At 64.7% G+C, this 19,844-nt stretch carries 18 protein-coding genes; 9 read left to right on the top strand and 9 right to left on the bottom strand.

Features of this window, described 5'->3' with window-relative positions; translation table 11 throughout:
- Positions 1–26: 26 nt before the first annotated feature.
- The 4 genes from ACK41V_RS15310 to ACK41V_RS15295 all read left to right on the top strand — a co-directional run bounded on the left by ACK41V_RS15310 (position 27) and on the right by ACK41V_RS15295 (position 4,197).
- Positions 27–959 carry a helix-turn-helix domain-containing protein gene (locus ACK41V_RS15310; RefSeq protein ID WP_409783462.1) on the top strand — a complete coding sequence of 311 codons (933 nt, stop codon included), beginning with the start codon at positions 27–29 and terminating at the stop codon, positions 957–959.
- A gap of 178 nt (positions 960–1,137) precedes the next feature.
- Entirely contained in the window at positions 1,138–2,622 is a 1,485-nt protein-coding gene (gene xylB, locus ACK41V_RS15305; protein WP_409783461.1) for a xylulokinase, read from the top strand.
- A gap of 28 nt (positions 2,623–2,650) precedes the next feature.
- Positions 2,651–3,679: a PfkB family carbohydrate kinase gene (locus ACK41V_RS15300; RefSeq protein WP_409783460.1), complete on the top strand. Its 1,029-nt coding sequence runs from the start codon at positions 2,651–2,653 to the stop codon at positions 3,677–3,679.
- 23 nt (positions 3,680–3,702) lie between these two features.
- The gene (locus tag ACK41V_RS15295) at positions 3,703–4,197 is read left to right on the top strand and encodes a GNAT family N-acetyltransferase (protein ID WP_409783459.1); all 495 of its coding nucleotides are present in this window, start codon (positions 3,703–3,705) and stop codon (positions 4,195–4,197) included.
- Between the two features lie 121 nt (positions 4,198–4,318).
- On the opposite strand, the gene ACK41V_RS15290 is transcribed toward ACK41V_RS15295, so the two are convergent.
- A complete protein-coding gene (locus tag ACK41V_RS15290; RefSeq protein WP_409783458.1) occupies positions 4,319–4,789 on the bottom strand; it encodes an N-acetyltransferase family protein in 471 nt (156 codons plus the stop codon).
- A 223-nt stretch (positions 4,790–5,012) separates the two neighbouring features.
- On the opposite strand from ACK41V_RS15290, the gene ACK41V_RS15285 reads away from it, so the two are divergent.
- Positions 5,013–6,104 carry a hypothetical protein gene (locus ACK41V_RS15285; protein ID WP_409783457.1) on the top strand — a complete coding sequence of 364 codons (1,092 nt, stop codon included), beginning with the start codon at positions 5,013–5,015 and terminating at the stop codon, positions 6,102–6,104.
- 30 nt (positions 6,105–6,134) lie between these two features.
- Here the strand turns inward: ACK41V_RS15285 and ACK41V_RS15280 are convergent, their stop codons facing one another.
- Positions 6,135–7,553 carry an FAD-binding oxidoreductase gene (locus tag ACK41V_RS15280; protein ID WP_409783456.1) on the bottom strand — a complete coding sequence of 473 codons (1,419 nt, stop codon included), beginning with the start codon at positions 7,551–7,553 and terminating at the stop codon, positions 6,135–6,137.
- A gap of 96 nt (positions 7,554–7,649) precedes the next feature.
- Positions 7,650–8,105, bottom strand: a complete 456-nt coding sequence (locus tag ACK41V_RS15275) for a DUF2069 domain-containing protein (protein WP_409783455.1) — start codon at positions 8,103–8,105, stop codon at positions 7,650–7,652.
- A gap of 21 nt (positions 8,106–8,126) precedes the next feature.
- Here ACK41V_RS15275 and ACK41V_RS15270 point away from each other — a divergent pair, with 21 nt between their 5' ends.
- A complete protein-coding gene (locus tag ACK41V_RS15270; protein WP_409783454.1) occupies positions 8,127–9,377 on the top strand; it encodes a YihY family inner membrane protein in 1,251 nt (416 codons plus the stop codon).
- Between the two features lie 125 nt (positions 9,378–9,502).
- Here ACK41V_RS15270 and ACK41V_RS15265 read toward each other — a convergent pair whose 3' ends face one another.
- The 3 genes from ACK41V_RS15265 to ACK41V_RS15255 all read right to left on the bottom strand — a co-directional run bounded on the left by ACK41V_RS15265 (position 9,503) and on the right by ACK41V_RS15255 (position 12,225).
- Entirely contained in the window at positions 9,503–9,850 is a 348-nt protein-coding gene (locus tag ACK41V_RS15265) for an Mpo1-like protein (RefSeq protein ID WP_409783453.1), read from the bottom strand.
- A gap of 157 nt (positions 9,851–10,007) precedes the next feature.
- Positions 10,008–10,826, bottom strand: a complete 819-nt coding sequence (locus ACK41V_RS15260) for an alpha/beta fold hydrolase (RefSeq protein WP_409783452.1) — start codon at positions 10,824–10,826, stop codon at positions 10,008–10,010.
- 85 nt (positions 10,827–10,911) lie between these two features.
- Positions 10,912–12,225: an O-acetylhomoserine aminocarboxypropyltransferase gene (locus ACK41V_RS15255; RefSeq protein ID WP_409783451.1), complete on the bottom strand. Its 1,314-nt coding sequence runs from the start codon at positions 12,223–12,225 to the stop codon at positions 10,912–10,914.
- A 147-nt stretch (positions 12,226–12,372) separates the two neighbouring features.
- On the opposite strand from ACK41V_RS15255, the gene ACK41V_RS15250 reads away from it, so the two are divergent.
- The gene (locus ACK41V_RS15250) at positions 12,373–12,822 is read left to right on the top strand and encodes a CBS domain-containing protein (protein ID WP_409783450.1); all 450 of its coding nucleotides are present in this window, start codon (positions 12,373–12,375) and stop codon (positions 12,820–12,822) included.
- 37 nt (positions 12,823–12,859) lie between these two features.
- Here ACK41V_RS15250 and ACK41V_RS15245 read toward each other — a convergent pair whose 3' ends face one another.
- Positions 12,860–15,094, bottom strand: coding sequence for an EAL domain-containing protein (locus ACK41V_RS15245; protein ID WP_409783449.1), 2,235 nt, complete (start codon positions 15,092–15,094; stop codon positions 12,860–12,862).
- 178 nt (positions 15,095–15,272) lie between these two features.
- On the opposite strand from ACK41V_RS15245, the gene aroC reads away from it, so the two are divergent.
- Both aroC and ACK41V_RS15235 read left to right on the top strand, forming a co-directional pair.
- A complete protein-coding gene (gene aroC, locus ACK41V_RS15240) occupies positions 15,273–16,370 on the top strand; it encodes a chorismate synthase (RefSeq protein ID WP_409783448.1) in 1,098 nt (365 codons plus the stop codon).
- 90 nt (positions 16,371–16,460) lie between these two features.
- A complete protein-coding gene (locus ACK41V_RS15235; RefSeq protein WP_409783485.1) occupies positions 16,461–18,230 on the top strand; it encodes a bifunctional metallophosphatase/5'-nucleotidase in 1,770 nt (589 codons plus the stop codon).
- Positions 18,231–18,402: 172 nt separating this feature from the next.
- Here the strand turns inward: ACK41V_RS15235 and ACK41V_RS15230 are convergent, their stop codons facing one another.
- Both ACK41V_RS15230 and ACK41V_RS15225 read right to left on the bottom strand, forming a co-directional pair.
- Entirely contained in the window at positions 18,403–19,308 is a 906-nt protein-coding gene (locus ACK41V_RS15230; protein ID WP_409783447.1) for a DMT family transporter, read from the bottom strand.
- A 274-nt stretch (positions 19,309–19,582) separates the two neighbouring features.
- On the bottom strand, positions 19,583–19,844 hold a 262-nt coding region (locus ACK41V_RS15225; protein ID WP_409783446.1), incomplete at its 5' end, for an ATP cone domain-containing protein.

The following is a 19,844-nucleotide window of genomic DNA, read 5'->3' as shown; positions in this document are numbered from 1 at the left end:
GGTGTAATTTCAGCCTACCCACCGCCATGACCGTGAAAACGCCCATCGCCCCACGCCAGACCAAGCCCGAGCTGGAGCACGACTATGTGCGTTTTCCCGAGCTGGGCTACGAGTCCCCCGAGGCGGCGGGTTTTATCCGCTGCCTCTCGCACGGTTTTCCCACCCCGCTGGCGCGATGGCACTACCACGACGAGTACGAGCTGCACCTCATCACCGCCACCTCGGGCAAGGTGTTTGTGGGGGACTGGATCGGGCAGTTTCAGCCTGGGCAACTGGTGCTCACGGGGCCACGTCTGCCGCACAACTGGATCAGCATGGACCTGCCCGAGGGGGGTGTGCCGCTGCGCGATCTGGTGATTCAGTTTTCGCACGCTCCCCTGATCGCCAGCAGCGAGAACATTCCCGAGCTGCGCGAGGTGTTGCCCCTGCTGGAGCGCGCGCGCCACGGCATCGAGTTTTTTGGGATGGAGGCGCAGGCGCAAGAGCACTGGCACCGCATCAAGTCGCGCCAGGGGCTGGCTCGCTTTGGTGCCTTCTGCGAATTTTTGAGCGACCTGGCCCGCTGTACCGACTTTCGCCTGCTGTCGAGCACGCAGCTGCAGAGCGAAGACAACGACACCCAGCTCGACCAGATCAATGCCATCGTGAGCCGCATCACCGACCACCTCGCAGATCCTTTGTCCGCTGCCGATTTGGCGCAAGAGCTGGGCATGACGGAGAGCCGCTTCTCCCGCTTCTTTCGCCGTGCCACGGGCAACACGTTTACCGACTTTGTGAACCTGGTGCGCGTGAACCGCGCCTGCCAGCTGCTCATGGAGACCGAGCGCTACATCACCCACATCGCCTACGACGTGGGCTTCAACAACATGGCCAACTTCAACCGCCGCTTTCTGGACATCAAAGGCATGACGCCGAGCGAGTACCGCAAGCAGGGTGCTGGAAGGTTTGGCAAGGTGTGACGTCCTCGGCGGTCGTGGATGGAGGCTAGGGCGGGGTGCGTTGGCAGACTCTATGGCTCCCACCCAAAGCCTCCACTAATCCCCCCACCGTTCGAGCTGAGCCCGTCGAAGCCAGGGCGCATCGCGCACATCAACCTCTTTCACGGCAGCGACAGCCCACGGAATCATCGAATTACCCATGTACCTCGGAATCGATTTAGGCACCTCGGGTGTCAAGCTCCTGCTGCTCGACGACGCGCAGACCGTCATCGCCACGGCGGATGCTGCTGTGCCCCAGCACCGCCCCCAACCCATCTGGAGCGAGCAGCACCCGGCAGACTGGATGGCCGCAGTTGAAGCGGCCATGGAACAACTGCGCTCTCAGGTTCCCACCGCATGGGCACAGGTGCGCGGCATCGGCCTCTCAGGCCACATGCACGGCGCCGTGGTGTTGGGCGCACAGGGCCAGGTGCTGCGCCCCGCCATTTTGTGGAACGACGGCCGCGCCAGCGCCGAGTGCGCTGCGCTGGAGCAGGCCGTGCCCATGTCACGCCAGATCACCGGAAACCTCGCCATGCCCGGCTTCACCGCGCCCAAGCTGCTGTGGCTGCGCACTCACGAACCCGCCGTGTTCGACCAGATCCGCACCGTGCTGCTACCCAAAGACTGGCTGCGCCTGCAGCTCACGGGTGACGCGGTGAGTGACATGTCTGACGCGTCCGGCACGTTGTGGCTCGACGTACAGGCCCGCGCCTGGAGCCCGGCGATGCTGCAGGCCTGTGGGCTGGACACATCGCACATGCCCGCCCTGGCCGAAGGCAATGCGCCCACCGGCACGCTGCGCAGCGATGTAGCGCGCCGTTGGGGGCTTGGAGGCGGCGTGGTCGTGGCCGCAGGCGCGGGCGACAACGCAGCCAGCGCCGTGGGCGTGGGCGCGCGTACGGCCGGGCAGGGCTTTGTGTCGCTGGGCACCTCGGGCGTGGTGTTCCGCGTGACGAACGCCTTTGCCCCCGCCACCGAACGCGCCGTGCATGCCTTTGCCCACGCACTGCCGCAGCGTTGGCACCACATGTCGGTCATGCTCAGTGCTGCGAGTGCGTTTGGCTGGATCACGCGGCTCACGGGGCGGGGCGATGAGGCCCAGCTTTCCGAGGCAGTGGGCGCATTGGCACCAAGCCGCCAGGCCCAGGCGCCCTTGTTTTTGCCCTACCTCAGTGGCGAACGCACGCCACACAACAACGCTGCCGCCACCGGCGTCTTCATGGGCTTGCGGGCCGAGCACGAAGCAGCGGACCTGGCCTATGCCGTGATGGAAGGCGTGGGCTTTGGCCTGCTCGACGGCCTCAACGCCATGCGCGCCGCAGGGGAAGGGTGGGGCGGTGCCACAGGTCTGAATGACGAAGCCTTGGCCTTCGTCGGCGGCGGCGCCCGCAGCAACCCCTGGGCGCAGCTTTTGGCCAGTGCACTGGGCACCCCGCTGCAACGCCCGCACGGCGCACACGCCGCAGCCGCCCTGGGCGCCGCCCGCCTGGCCGCCATGGCCTGCGGTGGTGACGAAGCCCATTGGTGCCAGCCTTTGCCCGCCGACGCCACCTTCACTCCCCAGCCCGCACAACAAGCGCTGCTGGCCGACCGCTACGCCCGGTTTGTGGCGCTGTACCCCGCGCTGCAATCGCAGTTCTGACGCACTGTCCGCACCTTTCAGAGCCTCCATGACTTCAGCACAAGACACCTCCAGCGCTACAGCGCCTATCCACGCCGCCATCGCAGGCGAGGCCCTCATCGACCTCATCCGCCGCCCCGAGGGCACCTACTTGCCGTGCCTGGGCGGCGCGCTGTACAACCTGTGCCGCGCGTTGGCTCGCCAGGGTGTGGGCACGCAGTACCTGAATCCCTTGTCGCACGACCGCTTTGGCCGCGAGTTGGTCGCGCAGTTGGTCGCCGACGGCGTGTTGCTGGCCCAGCCTGAGCCCGTGCAGCAAGTCACCTCATTGGCCGTCGTCAACCTCAATGAACACGGCCACCCTGACTACGCCTTCTACCGCGAGGGCGTGGCCGACCGCGCTGTGTCTGCCCAGGGTCTGATCGAAGCCTGCACCGCCTTGCCCGCACTGCAACTCGTCTGTACCGGCGCGCTGGCGCTGGACGCACGCGACACCGCTATCTACCTGCCCTGGCTTTCCGCCCAGCGCGCCGCAGGCCGCTGCGTGGTGGTCGACGCCAACCTGCGTCCCTCCGTCATGCCCGACCTGGCTGCGTACCGCACCACGGTGCACGCCGCGCTGGCCCACGCCCACATCATCAAAACCAGCGACGAAGACCTGGACCACTTGGCCGTGCCGGGCACCGATGCTTTGACCCGCGCCCGCCACCTGCTGGCCGCCAACCCGCAGGCGCACTTACTGGCCCTGACCTTGGGGGCTGAAGGCGCATGGCTGTTGCACCGCAGCGGCGCGCAGTGTTTTGCCAAAGAAGCGCAAGCGTTGGAGGTCGTTGACACCGTTGGCGCGGGCGACAGCTTTCTGGCCGGGCTGCTGGCGCACCTGCTGCGGCAGGCGGAGGCTGCCAGCCTTGCGAGCTTTGCGCAGTTTGTTGAAACACTGACGGCCGACGCGTGCAGAACGGCGCTGCGCCATGCGCTGGCCAGTGCGAGCCTGTGTGTGATGGAGCAGGGCTGTGTGCCGCCGGAGTGGGAGGCGACCATGCAACGGGCGCGGTCCTGCCCACCCGCTGAGCGGTAGACGTCGCGACGGCAGAATGGCGCATGCCTTGCACCGCCACCGCCACCCCGCCCGACTTGACCGCCGTCCGCCCGGTCGTGGCGGATGATGCAGCCGATGCCTGCACCGTCATCCGCCAATCCATCACCCACTGCTGCGCCCTCGACCACCACAACGACGCCGACATCCTCGGCGCATGGCTGTCCAACAAAACCCCCGAGAATCTGGCCGTGTGGATCGCTGCGCCGGGGGCAACGGCCTGGGGTGCGTACCGTGGGCAAGCGATGGTGGGTTTTGCCTTGCTGACGCGGGCCACCCTGGCGCTGTGCTACGTGGTGCCAGAGGCCTTGCATCAAGGCGTAGGCCGCGCCTTGCTGCTCGAAGCCGAAGCCCATGCGCGGCTAGAGGGCGTGGTCACCTTGTCTTTGGACAGCACGCGCACGGCGGAGGCTTTTTACCGCCGCAACGGGTACGAGCCGTCGGGCCCGGTGCAGGCCTGGGCGGGGCTGGTGGCGCAGCCGATGCGCAAGCACCTTTGAACGTGGACGGGGCAGCTTCGTGGTTTTGATGTGGCTTGCACAAAAAATATAAGCAAAATATGCCTCTAGCGCTTGATGGATAAGCGCTAGTAGCTATTGTTTTTATAGTTTTCCACCTTGGTCATCGCAGTTCTTGCGCGTAGACGATGAACCCATGGTGCTGCGCCAACTTGTCGTACAGCAAGCGTCCGGCGGCATTGGCCTCGTGGGTCTGCCAATACACGCGCGATGACTGGGCCACGCGGGCTGTGCTGCCCACCGCGTCGATGAGCGCGCGCCCCACACCCCGGCCGCGTGCGGCTTCGCGGGTGAACAGGTCGCTCAGGTAGCAAACGGGCTGCAGGCGGGTGGTGCTGCGGTGAAAAAGATAGTGCGCAAGCCCCAGCAGTTCGCCGTTGGCCGGGTCTTGGGCCACGAGGCAGAACATGGGTTCGGCATCGTCCAGAAAACGCTGCCACGTGGTCTGGGTGATGTGTTCCGGCACGGCTGTAGCGCCAAAGCGGTCATAGAACGCGTTGTAGCCATCCCAAAGCGGGCGCCAAGCGGCGTAGTCGGTGGACTGAACGGGGCGCACAGAAGGAGCGGAACGCATGGTGTCGGCCTGGCAATGTTGCGGGGGAACTGATTGTCTGGCCAGAGCGACACATCGACGCTGCCCACAACCGCCGAAGCTCGGCATGCAGAGCGCTCTGGCAAGCGCAGGGGCGGCTGCGGCGGCATGTGGGTTTCTAGCGACGGCTGAGGGCCGCGGTGCCTTGGGCGTGGCTACGATGTGCGCTGTATTGCCCCCGTCTCTACCTCGTCACTGCCTGCCCATGAGCTACGTCCTGCACCTTTGGCGCCATCCCATCCCTGTTTCCAGTGAGGACGCGCAAGCCACGCTGCGCGACCTGCGCCAACAACTGAGCTTTAGCCCCGATGCGGCGGCGGGCCAGCTGCTGGAGGCCATTGCATCCGCGCTGCCCCAAGACGGCGAGCCGGAGGACTACTGGACCGAAATCCCGGAGCCAGACCCCTTTGCATTGGTGCAAAGCCTCAGTCCGTCCGTGGCCGAGCTGGAGGTGGTGCTGCCGGTGATCGAGAAGACGGCCATTGCGCTGGGGTGGGTGGTTTTTGATCCGCAGAGCGGCCAGGTGCACACGCCCTCGGGGCAGATGATCGGCCCTGCTGGGCCTGGGCCTGCCGTGGCGGATGTGCCCGTGTCGCCGGATCTCGACCTGTCACCTTCGGCGCGCAGCCGCTGGGTGCAGCAATCGCTGGAGCCCTTGTTTACGCAGCGGGGCTGGCGCAAGGTGCGGGGCGAATGCTGGTTCAAGAAAAAGCTGCCCGTGGGCGAGGCGCTGGTGTATTCGGACATGGTGCGAGACACCTTGCACCACGGCGTGTGGATACGCCTGGCATTGCCCGCCCACCTCAAGTCCGCTCTTAACAGCGACGGCGGGCCGGCCTTTAAGGTGTCCCTGCAGCACTTCGCGCAGACGCACAGACTGCCCTTCACTTACCTGGAGCCACCGGCACTGTTCCAAAAACAGGCGGGAGGAGTGATCTACGAGTTGCCCATGGGCAGCGCAGACAGTGCCGCCACGCGCCGGGATGAACTGGCGGCGCTGTACGACAGGGCCGTGCTGGACTGGCTGGACCAGTTGCACAGTCTGCAGGATCTGGACAGTTGGGCCAACCGCGTGCCGGATGAGGAATGCCCCTTCGTGGGCCTGCGCCAACGCAGCAACTACCGCTTGCTGAACTACCACCCCGATCTGCTGGTGGCTGCTGCAGTTAATGCCCCTGACTTCGCGCAACGCGCCCTGGAGCGTTATGCCATGTACGAGGCCGATGCGTTTGGCAGGGGGCTGCTGCCCCAGATGCGCGAACTGCTGGCCGTGTGCGGCCTGCCATTCCCGCGCTGATCCGGCGCTGATTTCTCAGTGCTGGGCGGCCTAGGCCTTCAGTACCCGCCCCGGGTTCATGATGCCCTGCGGGTCCAGCGCCTGCTTGATCGCACGCATCATCGACAGCGCGACGGGCGACTGGTACTTCTCCAGCTTGTCGGCCTTGAGTTCGCCGATGCCATGCTCGGCCGAGAACGAACCACCGAACTCGGCAACGGCTTCATATACCAGGTGGTGCACATGCTGCTCATGGTCGCGCAAGAAGGCTTTTGCATCGCCTTCGACCGGTGCCTGCACGTTGTAGTGCAGGTTGCCATCGCCCAGGTGGCCAAAATTGACCAGGCGCACGCCGGGGATCTCACGCTGTAGCACTGCATCGGTATGCGCGACAAAGGCGGGGATGCGTGAGATCTGCACCGAGATGTCGTGCTTGATGTTCAGTCCCTCCTCGGCCTGCGCGAGCGGGATGTTTTCGCGGATGTGCCACAGCTGATTGGCCTGCGTCAGGTTCTCGGCCACCACGGCGTCGGTCACGCAGCCAGCCTCGAAGGCGGTCTCCAGCAGCGCTTCAAAACGCGCGCGCGCATGTTCTTCGGATTCGCTGTCGGAGTTCTCAAGCAGTACGCACCAGGGCGCGCTCTCATCGCCCAAAAATGGCACGCGCAGCTGTGGCATGTGTTTGCCCACCAAGCTCAGCGCAAACTGGCCCATCACCTCAAACCCCGTGAGTCCGGCGCCCAGTTGCTTGTGTGCCAGGCCCAGCAGTGCCACGGCATGTTCCATCGACGGCACGGCGGCCCAGGCCGTCAGGCGTGCGGCGGGCGCGGGGTACAGCTTGAGCGTGGCCGCGGTGATGATGCCTAGCGTGCCTTCGCTGCCGATGAACAGGTCGCGCAGGTCGTAGCCGGTGTTGTCCTTGCGCAGGCCCTTGAGGCCATCCCACACCTCGCCCTGTGCGGTGACGACTTCCAGGCCCAGGCACAGGTCGCGTGCATTGCCGTAGCGCACCACCTGCGTGCCGCCCGCGTTGGTACCCAGGTTGCCGCCGATGGTGCAGCTGCCTTCGGCCGCCAGCGACAGGGGGAACAGCACACCCGCGTTCTCCGCCACGTCCTGCAGGTTCTGCAGGATGCAGCCGGCTTCGACCGTCATGGTGAGGTTGTCGGTGTCCACACTGCGCACTGCATTCATGCGCGTAAGGCTCAGCACGATCTGCGTGCCGGAATCATCGGGTGTCGAGCCCACGGCCAGCCCGGTGTTGCCGCCCTGCGGCACGATGGAAGTGCCCGCCGCCGCGCAGGCCTTGACCACGGTCGCCACTTCCTGCGTGTTGGCAGGCCGCACCACGGCCAGGGCCTTGCCGCGCACGCGGCGGCGCCAGTCTTGTTCCCAGGCCGTGAGGTCGCCTTCGGTGAGGACGTTGGAGGGGCCGACCAGGGTGCGCAGGGTGTCGATGAGGGTGGTCATGGGCAAGGGTCTTTTCTTGGTCAGTCCAAAGGCGCCAGATTCAGGTGAGGTGGTCCTGGTGCCGTTGGGGCTTGAAATGGCGAAGGGGTGCTTGTGTCAGTGGACAGCGGGTGCAGCGGTGCCACTGTCGGCAGAGGCCTCGGCAAGTGCCGCGGCGGCTTTGGCGTTGCGCTGGCGCAGCCGCACATGCAACGTGCAGGCGGTAAACAGTACCAGGCACAAGGCCACTTCGACGAGGGCCAGCCACTGCGAGGGAGGTTGGTCGCTCCAGCCACGCACCACGCCTTCGGTGAAATACAGCCAGATCACCAGACTGACCCAGCGGTAGGTGTACATGCGGTTTTTGAGAATGCCTGCGAGCGGAATGCACAACGGCAGCGCCTTGATGGCCAGCCACGTGCCACCGGGGCGCAAGGGGGCCAGCACCAGCTCCCAGGCCAGGCACAAAACAATCAGTGCCAACAGGCTGCCAGTGGCCAGCCAGCGTGTGGCGGCAACGCCGTTGTCGGAGGCCGCGAGCGCGGGGGAGGGGGCGGTGGGGGATGCGGTCATTGGGGTGGCATCATATCGGCCATGCCTTTTTCCTTACAGACAGTAGCGCTGCGCTTAGAAGCGCTGATCACCGAGCTGTCCAAATTTCCTTGGCGCACCACAGCGCAAACCCTGCGTGAGCGCTTTCGTGAGGACCACCTGGGCTTGACCGCCAGCAGCCTGACCTTCACCACCATCCTGGCGCTGGTGCCGTTCTTCACCGTGGCGCTGGCCGTGTTCACCGCGTTCCCCATCTTCGGCAAGCTGCAGGATGCGCTGCAGGGCTGGCTGGTGAGCAGCCTGGTGCCCGACAGCATCTCGCGCCAGGTGCTGGGCTACCTCACGCAGTTCGCGGCCAAGGCCAGCAGCCTGGGGGTGGCCGGGTTCAGCATCTTGCTGGCCACGGCGCTGGCGCTGATCCTCACCATCGACCGCACACTCAATGACATCTGGCGTGTGCAGCGTTTGCGGCCTCTGGGGCAGCGCGTGCTGATCTACTGGGCCGCCATCACGCTGGGCCCGCTGTTGATGGGAGCCAGCCTGGCGCTCACGTCGTATGTGATGTCAGCGTCTGGTGGCCTGGTCAAGCGCTTGCCTGATGGCGTCCAACTGCTGTTCGATTCGATCCAGTTTCTGGTGCTGGCAGGCGGCATGGCGTCGCTGTACCACTATGTGCCCAACACCCCGGTGAAGTGGCGGCATGCGTGGACCGGGGGCTTTTTTGTGGCCGTGTGTATTGAGCTGGCGAAGAAGGTACTGGCGCTTTACCTGGGCAAAGTGCCCACGTATTCCGTGGTGTACGGCGCCTTCGCGACCTTGCCCATCTTGTTGATCTGGATCTATGTGGCCTGGGTCATCGTGCTGCTTGGGGCGGTGGTCACGGCCTACCTGCCCAGTTTGCTGGCCGGTGTGGCGCGGCGCGGCACCGTGGCGGGCTGGACGTTTCAGCTGGCGGTGGAAGTGCTGCAAGAACTGCACCGCGCCCGTCGCCACGCTAAGCGGGGTTTGCGCCCCAGCCAACTGGCGCAACTGCTGCGGGTGGACGTGCTGCAGCTGGAGCCTGTTCTGGAGGCACTGACCGCCCTGGATTGGGTGGGGCAGGTGAACGACGCAGCCGTGAGCGCTGCCGACGTGCCGGAGTCCCGCTATGTGCTGCTGGCCGACCCCGAGAGCACCTTGCTTGCGCCCTTGGTGCAGCGTTTGCTGCTGCAGCGGGTGGAAAGCCTGGGGCCGCTGTGGGCCAAAGCCCAGCTGGAAACCTTGCACATGGCCGATGTGTTGCGGGTGGGTTGAGTCGCTCGCGTGAGGTGGCCAGCAGCCTGGACCTGTCGTTTTTTGGTGGTGATTTTGCTATATAAAATATAGCTAACTGTGTCTATGAATAAAGCGCTACAGGCCGATTTGATTCAAAAAAACAGTCACAGTCGGACTTTTCCCGTCCAGATGTCCTTGTACATCACCCAGTCGCCCATGAAGCTGTAGAGCGGTCGCTTGAAGCTGGCGGGTTTGTTCTTCTCAAAGCCAAAGTGCCCGACCCAGGCAAAGCCGTAGCCGCAGAGCAGGCCGTACAGCAGGTACTGCGGCTTGCCCGTGGCGACCAGCATGGCCAGGCAGACCAGCGTGAGCGTCGAGCCCACAAAGTGCAGGCGGCGGCAGGTGCGGTTGCTGTGTTCGCTCAGGTAGAACGGGTAGAAATCGGCAAAGCGCTTGAAGGCACGAGGGTCTGTACTTGGCGCGGGGTCCCGGGGGGCGGTCTGGATGGTCATGGCGTGGTCTCCTGGCGGCGTTGGGGCTCTGCCCGCGTTATACGCCGCAGCCTCAGGGCGCACCAGCGGGGCAGTGCGGGTGCACTGTCGCCAACAGGTCTGCATACAAAAAACCCGGCGGGCTTTTCAGCGCGCCGGGGTTGCTGGTCATTGGGTATCAGCGCACCAGGAAGTCCCGTAGGGCGGCGAGTGTTTCCTCCGGCGCCTCGGTCATCTGGTTGTGGCCTACGGGCAGATGCGCCACCTGCACGGTTTTGCCCGCCGCGCGGGCAGCGCCGATCAGGCCCTGCGCGGCCTTGGGCGGTGTCATCTGGTCTTGGCCACCCAGTGCGAACAGCACGGGGCAGGTGAGTTGCGCCATGGCAGCCTCGCCGCCCGCATAACTGTCGCAAGCCACAAAGCCCCGGTGAAACACGTTGACCTGCGAGTTGCTGCGAAGCACCTTGCGCCCGAGCGCCATGCCAGCGCCAAACACCCAGGTGCCAGGGCCCAGCGCCGAGGGTGGCGCTGCCAGCGTGCTGCGCGAAAACACGTTGACCATGCGCATGGCCTTCTCGGGGTCGGTCTGCGACGCATCGATGAGCGCTGGCGACACTTTCATGGGAAAGGCAGTGCCCACCAGCACCAGGTGGCTGATGCGGTCCTTGAGCCGCGCAGCAGCCTCCATGGCAATCAGCGAGCCCCAGCTGTGGCCCACCAGCGCAGCGCGCTGAACGCCTGCTGCATCGAGCAGCGCGCCGATGAAGTCCGCGCCTTGTTCTACCGATGCAGGCGCCTCGCCACCACTGCGGCAGTGGCCGGGCAGGTCGATGGCCAGCACGTTCCAGCCGTGGTTGGCCATGTAGCGGCTTTGCAGTGCCCACACGCTGTGGTCGTTGAGCACGCCGTGGATGAACACCACGGTGGGTTTGGTGGCATCGAACGCCTTGCCGCCGGTGTAGCAATAGATGGCAGCGCCGTTGATTTGGAGGTGCATGGTCAGGACTCCCGCCGGGCCGCCCCAAGGGAGGCCTGTGCCCCCTTGGGGGGCAGCGAATACACGAAGTGATGAGCGTGGGGGTTCATGGGTTTACTGCTTTCTCGGCGGCCTTGAGCCCTCGCTTGAGGTCGTCGATTAGGTCGTCGGCGTCTTCGAGGCCGATGGACAGGCGGATCGTGCCTTGGCTGATGCCCGCACCCGCCAGCGCTTCGTCGGTCATGCGGAAGTGCGTGGTGCTGGCCGGGTGAATCACCAGGCTGCGGCAGTCGCCCACATTGGCCAGGTGGCTGAAGACCTTGAGGGTTTCGATGAACTTCTTGCCTTGCTCACGGTTGCCCTTGAGGTCAAAGCTGAACACCGAGCCTGCACCGCGCGGCAGCAGTTTTTGTGCAAGGGTGTGGCTGGGATGAGATGCGAGCATGGGGTGGCCCACGCGCGACACAAAAGGCTGCGCTGCCAGGAACTCCACCACTTTCTCCGTGTTGCGCATGTGTTGTGCCATGCGCAGCGGCAGGGTCTCAATGCCTTGCAGGATGAGCCATGCGGTGTGCGGGCTCATGCACGCACCAAAGTCCCGCAGGCCCTCGCGGCGGGCGCGCAGCAGGAAGGCGCCCACGGTGCTTTCTTCGGTAAACACCATGTTGTGAAAGCCGTCGTAGGGCTGGGTCAGTTCGGCAAACTTATCCGCAGACTTCGGGCCGTCCCAGTCGAAGCTGCCGCCATCCACCACGACGCCACCCACCACGGTGCCGTGGCCCGAAAGGAACTTGGTGGCCGAGTGGTAGACCAGATCGGCGCCATGTTCAAACGGCTTGATGAGCCAGGGCGAGGTCAGGGTGGAGTCCACCAGCAGCGGTACACCGGCCTCGTGCGCGATAGCGCTCACAGTAGGGATGTCCAGCACATCCAGGCCGGGGTTGCCCACGGTCTCGCCAAAGAACAGTTTGGTGTTGGAGCGCACCGCGGCGCGCCAGCCGTCGATGTCGCCGGGCTTGACGAAGGTGGTCTCGATGCCGAATCGCGAGAGGGTGTAGTGCAACAGGTTCTGCGAGCCGCCGTAGAGCGCCGTGCTGGCCACGATGTGGCTGCCCGCGCTCATGATCGTGGCGATGGCAAGGTGCAGCGCGGCCTGGCCGCTGGCGGTGGCGATAGCGCCCACGCCGCCTTCGAGGGCCGCTACGCGTTGCTCCAGCACCGCGTTGGTGGGGTTGCTGATGCGGCTGTACACGTGGCCGCCGCGCTCCAGGTTGAACAGCGAGGCCGCGTGGTCGCTCGATTCGAAGACGAACGACGTGGTCAGGTGGATGGGCGTGGCGCGTGCGCCCGTGGCGGGGTCGGGGCTGGCGCCTGCGTGCAGCGCCAGCGTGTCAAAGCCGGGGTCGGAGTAACCGGGCATCTTGTGTCTCCCATGTTGTCAATGCAGGCGGGCATTGTGGGCTATATTTGCTGGCAAATGGCCTGCGGCACGTGAGCACCCGATGCGGATGTGAACATGCCCATGGGCCCGCACACACTCTTCCCGCTCTCCCGGAGACTCCGCACCATGAAAGTCAGCGATATCCTTCGCGTCAAAGGCAACACCCTCTACACCGCTACGCCGGACGAGCCGCTGGCCGGTGCCGTGAGCCTGATGGCCGACCGCGATATCGGCTCGCTGGTGGTGATGGAGCACGGAGACCTGGTGGGCATGCTCACCTTCCGCGAGGTGATCCAGGCTGTGGTCAAGAACGGGGGCAGCGTGGGCACGATGCTGGTGCGCACGGCCATGGACGATGCGCCGCTGACCTGCACCTTAGAGACCGACATGGACGAAGTGCGCCGCATGATGCTGGACCGCCACGCACGCTACATGCCGGTGATGGACCGCAAGATGCTGATGGGTGTGATCAGCTTTTACGACGTGGCCAAGGCCGTGGTGGACAGCCAGAATTTTGAGAACAAGATGCTCAAGGCCTACATCCGCGATTGGCCAGAAGACGAGTCCCGCCCCTGAACACCTTTACCGAGCCAAAACGGCAGGGCGCAATCAATCATCCCAGCGACATTTGGCCACGCAACCAAGCCTCCAGTTCGTCGGCTGGCATTGGCTTGCCAAACAGATAGCCCTGCATGACCGGGCAGCCCTGAGACTGTAGCCACTGCTGTTGGCCACTGGTCTCCACGCCTTCGGCCACGACCACCATGCCCAAACTCTGCGCAATGCTCAGCACCGAAACCGTAAGCGCACGCGCAGTGGGGCTGGTGGTCAGGTCTTGGACAAAGGCCATGTCCAGCTTGAGTTCAGAAATGGGAAGCCGGTGCAGGTAGCTCAGGCTCGAATATCCCGTGCCAAAGTCGTCCAGCGACAGCTTGAAGCCCTCGCGGTGGAGCGCTTCGATGTTGGTCAGCGTCACAGGCCGCGCGTCCATCATCACGCTTTCGGTGATCTCCAGCAGGAGGTCGCTGGTGTGAAGGCCGTGGGTTTTGAGCGCACGGCTGATGGCCTGGGCGAAATCTGGTTGATGAAAGCTGCGGCCTGACAGGTTGACGGCTACGCAGGGCACGCGATAGCCTGCTGCGCGCCACGCCGCCAACTGGCCGCAGGCCTCGTCCAGCAACCAGAGCGTCAGATCATGGATGAGTCCCGCTTCTTCGGCCACGGGGATGAACTGGCTGGGCGGCACAGGGCCCCATTCAGGGTGGTTCCAGCGCGCCAGCGCCTCTACCCCATGCAAAAAACCACCCGGCTCGCTGCTGAGCACCTGGGGCTGGTAGTGCAGGGTCAGGCTGCGCTCTGCCAGGGCCTGGCGCAAAGCGCGCTCCAGTGCGGCACGCTCTTGCGCACGCCGATTCATCTCGGCACTGAAGAGTTGCAGGCTGTGCCGGTGGTCGCTTTTGGCCTGGACCATGGCCTGGTCCGCGTGGCGCAGCAGGGTGTCGATGGATTCGCCATCGTCCGGAAACATCGCAATGCCGATGCTGGCGTGGGGCACATAGTTTTGCCCGAGGATGTCCATGGGCTGCGCAATAGCCGCCAGCATGCCGTGTGCGATTTGTATGGCTTGCTCTGTGCCGCATTCAGACAACAGCATCACAAATTCGTCGCCAGCCAGGCGGCCTATCAGGTCACGTGCTCGCAGGCACTGGGTGAGCCGGTCTGCCACCTCACTCAGCAAGGCATCGCCGGCAGTATGTCCCTGGGTGTCATTGACTTGTTTGAACCGGTCGAGGTCCACAAACAGCAGCGCCCCTGCTTGGTCGTTGCGTTCGAGGTTGGCCAGCATGCGCTCCGCGCTGCTGCAGAACATGGATCGATTGGGCAACCCGGTGAGCACGTCAAAAAAAGCCAGTTGGTGAATGCGCTGGCGGGTCGTGTCGCGTTCGATGGCCAGCGCACACAAGTGCAGGCAGGCGTCCACCAGTCGGCGATGCAATTCATTGGGGCCGCGGGACTCGCGAAAGTAAAAAGCGAACGTGCCTACCACCTTGCCGCTGTGGTCAAGGATGGGACTCGACCAGCACGCCCGCAGGCCGCTGGCTGCGAAAAGACCCCGGTAGTCTGCCCACCGCGCGTCGGTGGAGATGTCGATCACCTCCACAGGCTCACCCAGAAACGCCGCCGTGCCACACGATCCCGCAAGGGGCCCGATGGCCGCACCATCCAGCGCAGCGCAGATGTCGGGCGGCAGCCGCGGCGCAGCCAGCGGATGCAACCGGCCCTCTTCATCCACCCCCAGAATGGAGGCTGTCACCTCTGGCGCAATGCGCTCCACCTCGCGGCAGACCAAGGCCATCAGGTTGGGCAAAGGCAGTTCGTTGACCATTCCTTCGAGCACGCGCCTTTGCAAGACCTCGTGCATCTTCGTGAGCGTGATGTCGGTCAGCACCGTGATGCTGCCTCCGGGCCCTCCCGATGCGTCACTGGAGGCGTTGATGACCATGGAGATCCACAACGGCTGGCCATTCTTGCTGTACAGCAAGGTGTCCACGCGATAGCAGCCCTGCGCGGTCACGTTCTCACGGATTTTTTCAAGCAGTTCTGGATCGGTATGGGCCCCAAAAAGCACGGCGCTGAGGAATTTTCCCAACACTTCCTCGGGGCCGAACCCGAACAGGCGGGTGAAGCCTTCGTTGATGTACACCACGTGGCGTGACCGATCACTCAGGACGATGGCGTCATCGCTGGCATCCAGCGCCCGGCGCAAAGGCGCGTCAGCCAAGGGGGCTGGCAGGGACGGGGTAGGTGCAAAGGGTGGGCCGAAAGAGGGCGGTGCAGAGACGGGCATGAATATCCCAGTGGTCGTCTGCCCATGCTAGCAACTGAGTGTTTCGCTGCCAAGTGCAATATCGGGGATGGGGCCGCGATCTGTGCACAGCCTGTGCTTCCGACGCTGTGGGCCAGAGGATGTATCCCCGTGGCGGCAAACGGAGTCGGTGCCCCCGGCTCTGGGATAATCCCGCGCCATGAGCGGCAATACCTTTGGCACCCTATTCGCAGTCACCAACTTTGGTGAATCCCACGGCCCGGCCATTGGCTGCGTGATTGACGGGTGCCCACCCGGCATGCCGCTGTCAGAGGCCGATATTCAGGCGGATCTGGACCGGCGCCGCCCTGGCACGAGCCGGCACGTCACGCAGCGCAACGAGCCTGACGCGGTCGAAATCCTGTCCGGCGTGTACGAGGGCAAAACCACAGGCACGCCGATTGCCCTGCTGATCCGCAACACAGACCAGCGCAGCAAGGACTACAGCAACATCGCCGAGAGCTTCCGCCCCGGCCATGCCGACTACACCTACTGGCACAAATACGGCATCCGCGACCCCCGCGGCGGTGGCCGTTCTTCGGCCCGTCTCACAGCGCCTACAGTGGCCGCCGGTGCAGTGGCTAAGAAATGGCTGGCCCAGCAATACGGCGTGCAGTTTCGCGCCTGCATGACGCAGCTGGGCGAGCTGGCCATCCCGTTCGAGAGCTGGGACCATGTGCGCAGCAACCCCTTCTTCGCTCCCGTGGCCGACGTGCAGCAGTACGAGGACTACATGGACGCCCTGCGCAAGGCGGGTGATTCGTGTGGCGCCCGCATTCGCGTGCAGGCCACCGGCGTTCCGGTCGGCCTGGGCGAGCCGCTGTACGACAAGCTCGATGCGGACATTGCCTACGCCATGATGGGCTTGAATGCCGTGAAGGGTGTGGAGATTGGTGCTGGTTTTGCCAGCGTGGCCCAGCGCGGCACCATGCACGGCGATTCGATGGCACCACAGGGCTTTCGCAGCAACAACTCTGGCGGGGTGTTGGGCGGCATCAGCACCGGGCAAGACATCGAAGTCAGCATTGCGATCAAGCCCACCAGTTCCATCATCAGCCCGCGCGAGTCCATCGACATCCACGGCCAGAGCGCCGAAGTGATCACCAAAGGGCGCCACGACCCCTGCGTGGGCATTCGCGCCGCCCCGATTGCCGAGGCGTTGCTGGCCCTGGTGATCATGGACCACGCCTTGCGCCACAGGGCCCAGTGCGCGGACGTGGTGCAACCCGTGCCACCCATCCAGGCCTCGTTTCTGTAGGCGTTTCAACGGCTCGGCGCCATCTTGGAGACGCGCAGCATGCCCGGCAGATCGGTCGAACCTCGTCAAGGTCTGGTGTCGCCGCGCAGGATGTGCGCCGCCGCCATCGGTTTGGTCGGGGTTGGTATCGCGCTTGCGGGCTGCAGCAGCGCTTGGCATGCCCCCGCGCCGGTCAGCACGCCTCCTCACATCGACATCACGCTGATCGGGTTCAATGATCTGCATGGCCATTTGGATCCGCCCGGCATAGCGCTCACGGTGCCAGGGCCGAGAGGCCCAGTGGCGGTGCCCGCCGGAGGCGTGGCCTATCTGGCCAGCGCCGTGGCAGCCCTGAAGGCACGTGGGCCGCACCATGCCGTGGTGTCGGCGGGGGACATGGTGGGGGCCTCTCCGCTGGTGTCGTCGCTGTTTCTGGATGAGCCCACCATCGAAGCCGTGAACCAGATGCAGATCGACTTCAATGCCGTCGGCAACCACGAGTTTGACCGTGGCTGGCGCGAGCTGTTGCGCTTGCAGCACGGCGGCTGCGAACAGCACACCAGCCGCCAGCCCTGCCAAATCAGCCAGCCCTTTGCGGGTGCGCAGTTTGGATTTTTGGCTGCCAACACTGTGCACGACGATGGGCGCACCTTGCTGCCCGCCACGGGGATCAAACGGTTTACGCAAGGCGGCGCCACGGTGGTGATGGGTTTCATTGGCCTCACCCTCAAAGCCACCCCCACCATGGTGACCCCGGCGGGTGTGGCCGGGCTGCGGTTCGAGGACGAAGCGGAGACGGCCAATGCGCTGGTACCTCAGCTCAAAGCCCAGGGCGCCGACGTGATTGTGGTGGTCATCCACGAAGGCGGGCAGACCCCTGCCGGGCCGTTGGAGCAGAGTTGCGCGGGCCTGAGCGGCGACATCCTGCCCATCCTGGAGCGGCTGGACCCTGCCATTGATGTGGTGGTCTCCGGTCACACGCACCAGGCCTACGTGTGCGACTACGGCCGTGTCAACGCGGCCAAACCTTTTCTGCTGACCAGCGCGGGCCAATACGGAACCTTGTTGACCGATATCCAGCTGCGCGTGGACACCCGGACGCGCCGCGTGGTGAGCAAGACCGCGCGCAACCTGGTGGTGCAAAGCCAGCCGTTCACCAGCAGCCAAGGGCATGTGCCCGTGAGCGGTGCTTTCCCCGCATTTGCGGCGGATGCGCAGGTGCAAAAGATCATCGACACCTACCGCGCTGCGGCCGTGCCACTGGCCCAGCGGCCCGTGGGGCAAGCGACTGCGGCCGTGCGGCGTGTGACCGCTGCATCGCTGGAGAGTGCGCTGGGCAACCTGATTGCCGATGCGCAATGGCTGGCCACCCGCGCGCCCGAGCAGGGCGGTGCGCAGCTGTCATTCATGAACCCGGGCGGGCTGCGGGCGGATCTGGTGCCGGACGAACAAGGCCTGGTGCGTTTTGGGCAATTGTTTGGGGTGCAGCCCTTTGGCAACCAGCTGGTCGTCAAAACCCTGACCGGTGCGCAGATCCAGGCCGCGCTGGAGCAGCAGTTTGCAAGTGGCAGCAACACCGTGCAGCGCCCCCGGGTGCTGTCGGTGTCCAAGGATTTTGCCTACCGCTACGACCTTGCCCAGCCGCCCGGTGCGCGCGTCAGCGGCATGCTGCTGCAGGGGGCCCCGTTGCTGCCCGATGCGCAGGTGCGTGTGGTGATGAGCAGTTATCTCGATAGCGGGGGTGACAACTTCTCGGTGTTGGCGCAGGGCCGGGACCGCCGCGTGGGCATGCTCGATGTGGATGCGCTGGAGGCGTACTTTCGCACCCAAAGCCCGGTGTCTCCGCCCGCTGCAGACCGCATCACGCGGGTCGGACGCTGACCCGGGGGTGGACGCCACCCATTTCACCCCGTATCGGGCCCCCGGCAGGTCAGTTAGAGCGGCTAACAAAACTCAGCGAAGCGGTTCTGGCTAGGCGCTGCATTGCAGGCAGTACGAGCAGTACGACAAGACGCGGCAACAACGCCAGAAGAGTTTTGTTAACCGCTCTTATTTAGTCTGCGTTGCGTGACCGCAGCGCCGCCAGCCATCGCAAGGGGTTGAAGCCCGTCACCAGCCCCGTGGCCACCAGCACGAGCGTGCCCCCCCACACCATCCCGGGGCCGAGTGCCTCGCCTAAGAAGATGTGCCCCCATGCCACGCCAAACAGCGGGATCATGAAGGCCGAACTCATCGCCGCGACGGGCGACACGTGCTTCAGCACCCGCAGGTTGAGCCAGTAGGCCATGCCCGAGGTCACGATGCCCATCACCGCCACCGCCGCCAGAGCACCCGGCGTGAAGCGTGCGTCGGGCAGGCTCCACACAGCGCCGGGCATCAGCAGCACCAGCGCGGCGCCGTGGATGCCCGCGGCAATCGCCAGCGGAGACATGCGAGTGGTGGCGCGCTTCATCCAGGTGGTGGAGATGCCGTAGCAGGCAGAGGCCGTCACGCACGCAGCGGCTGCCGTCAGGAGGGCCGGGGTGGGTTCTACCGGCCCCAGTTGCACGATGAGCGCAACCCCCGCAAAGCCGCAGATACAGCCCAGCCACTTGCGGGTGCTCAGGGTGTCTTCCTTCATCCACGCGGCGGCAATCACGCCAAAAGGCACGGCCATGGTATTGAGCAGCGAGCTGTAACCCGCGGGCAAATGCAGGGCGGCCCAGGCGTACAGCAAAAAAGGCAGGGCCACGGTCAGCGTGCCCAGCCCAAACAGTTCGCGCCAATGCTGCCAGGGCCACGGCTCCTGGGCCACCCGCATGATGCCGATGAGCGTCAGCGTGGCCAGGCCAATGCGCAGCGCCGCCATCACGTTGGGCCCCAGCACCGGGCTGGCAATGCGGATGAAGAGAAATGAGGCGCCCCACAGGGCAGACAGCAGCACCAGCTGCAGGAAATGGCGGGTTTTCACCGGGCGCATTGTCGTGCACCCGCGCAGGGTGCGCTGACATCTCAGGTGCCAAATATTTAATGAAATATGGCTCTAGCGCTTATCCAATAAGCGCTGGTAGCTATCAATTTGAGATTTTTCTGTGTAGCCTGGGCGACAGCGCCCGCCTACTGGCGGAACTGCTGATCCACTCAGTTATGAATCGCTGCTAAATTAATAGCTGCTAGCGCTTGTTGCATAAGCGCTAGAGGCCAAAAAGACTTGAAATTAGTGCCTGTGACTCTTCTATCGTGGATGGCACAGGCTACTTGCGCACTTCATCCACCATCGCGCGAAAGTCGTCAATGTCTTCAAAGCTGCGGTACACGCTGGCAAAACGGATGTAAGCCACCTTGTCGAGCTTCTTGAGCTCGCGCATCACCAGCTCGCCGATGCGGCTGGAGATCACTTCGCGCTGGCCCAGGTTGAGCAGTTTTTCTTCGATGCGCTCGATGGCGCTGTCGATCTGAACGGTGCTGACCGGGCGCTTGCGCAGTGCCAGGTTGAACGAGGCGAGCAGCTTGCCT

Source organism: Acidovorax sp. (assembly GCF_046291265.1).
Taxonomy (GTDB): Bacteria; Pseudomonadota; Gammaproteobacteria; order Burkholderiales; family Burkholderiaceae_C; genus Acidovorax.
The sequence above is the reverse complement of the archived record's forward strand: the minus strand, read 5'-3'. Positions and strand labels throughout refer to the sequence as shown.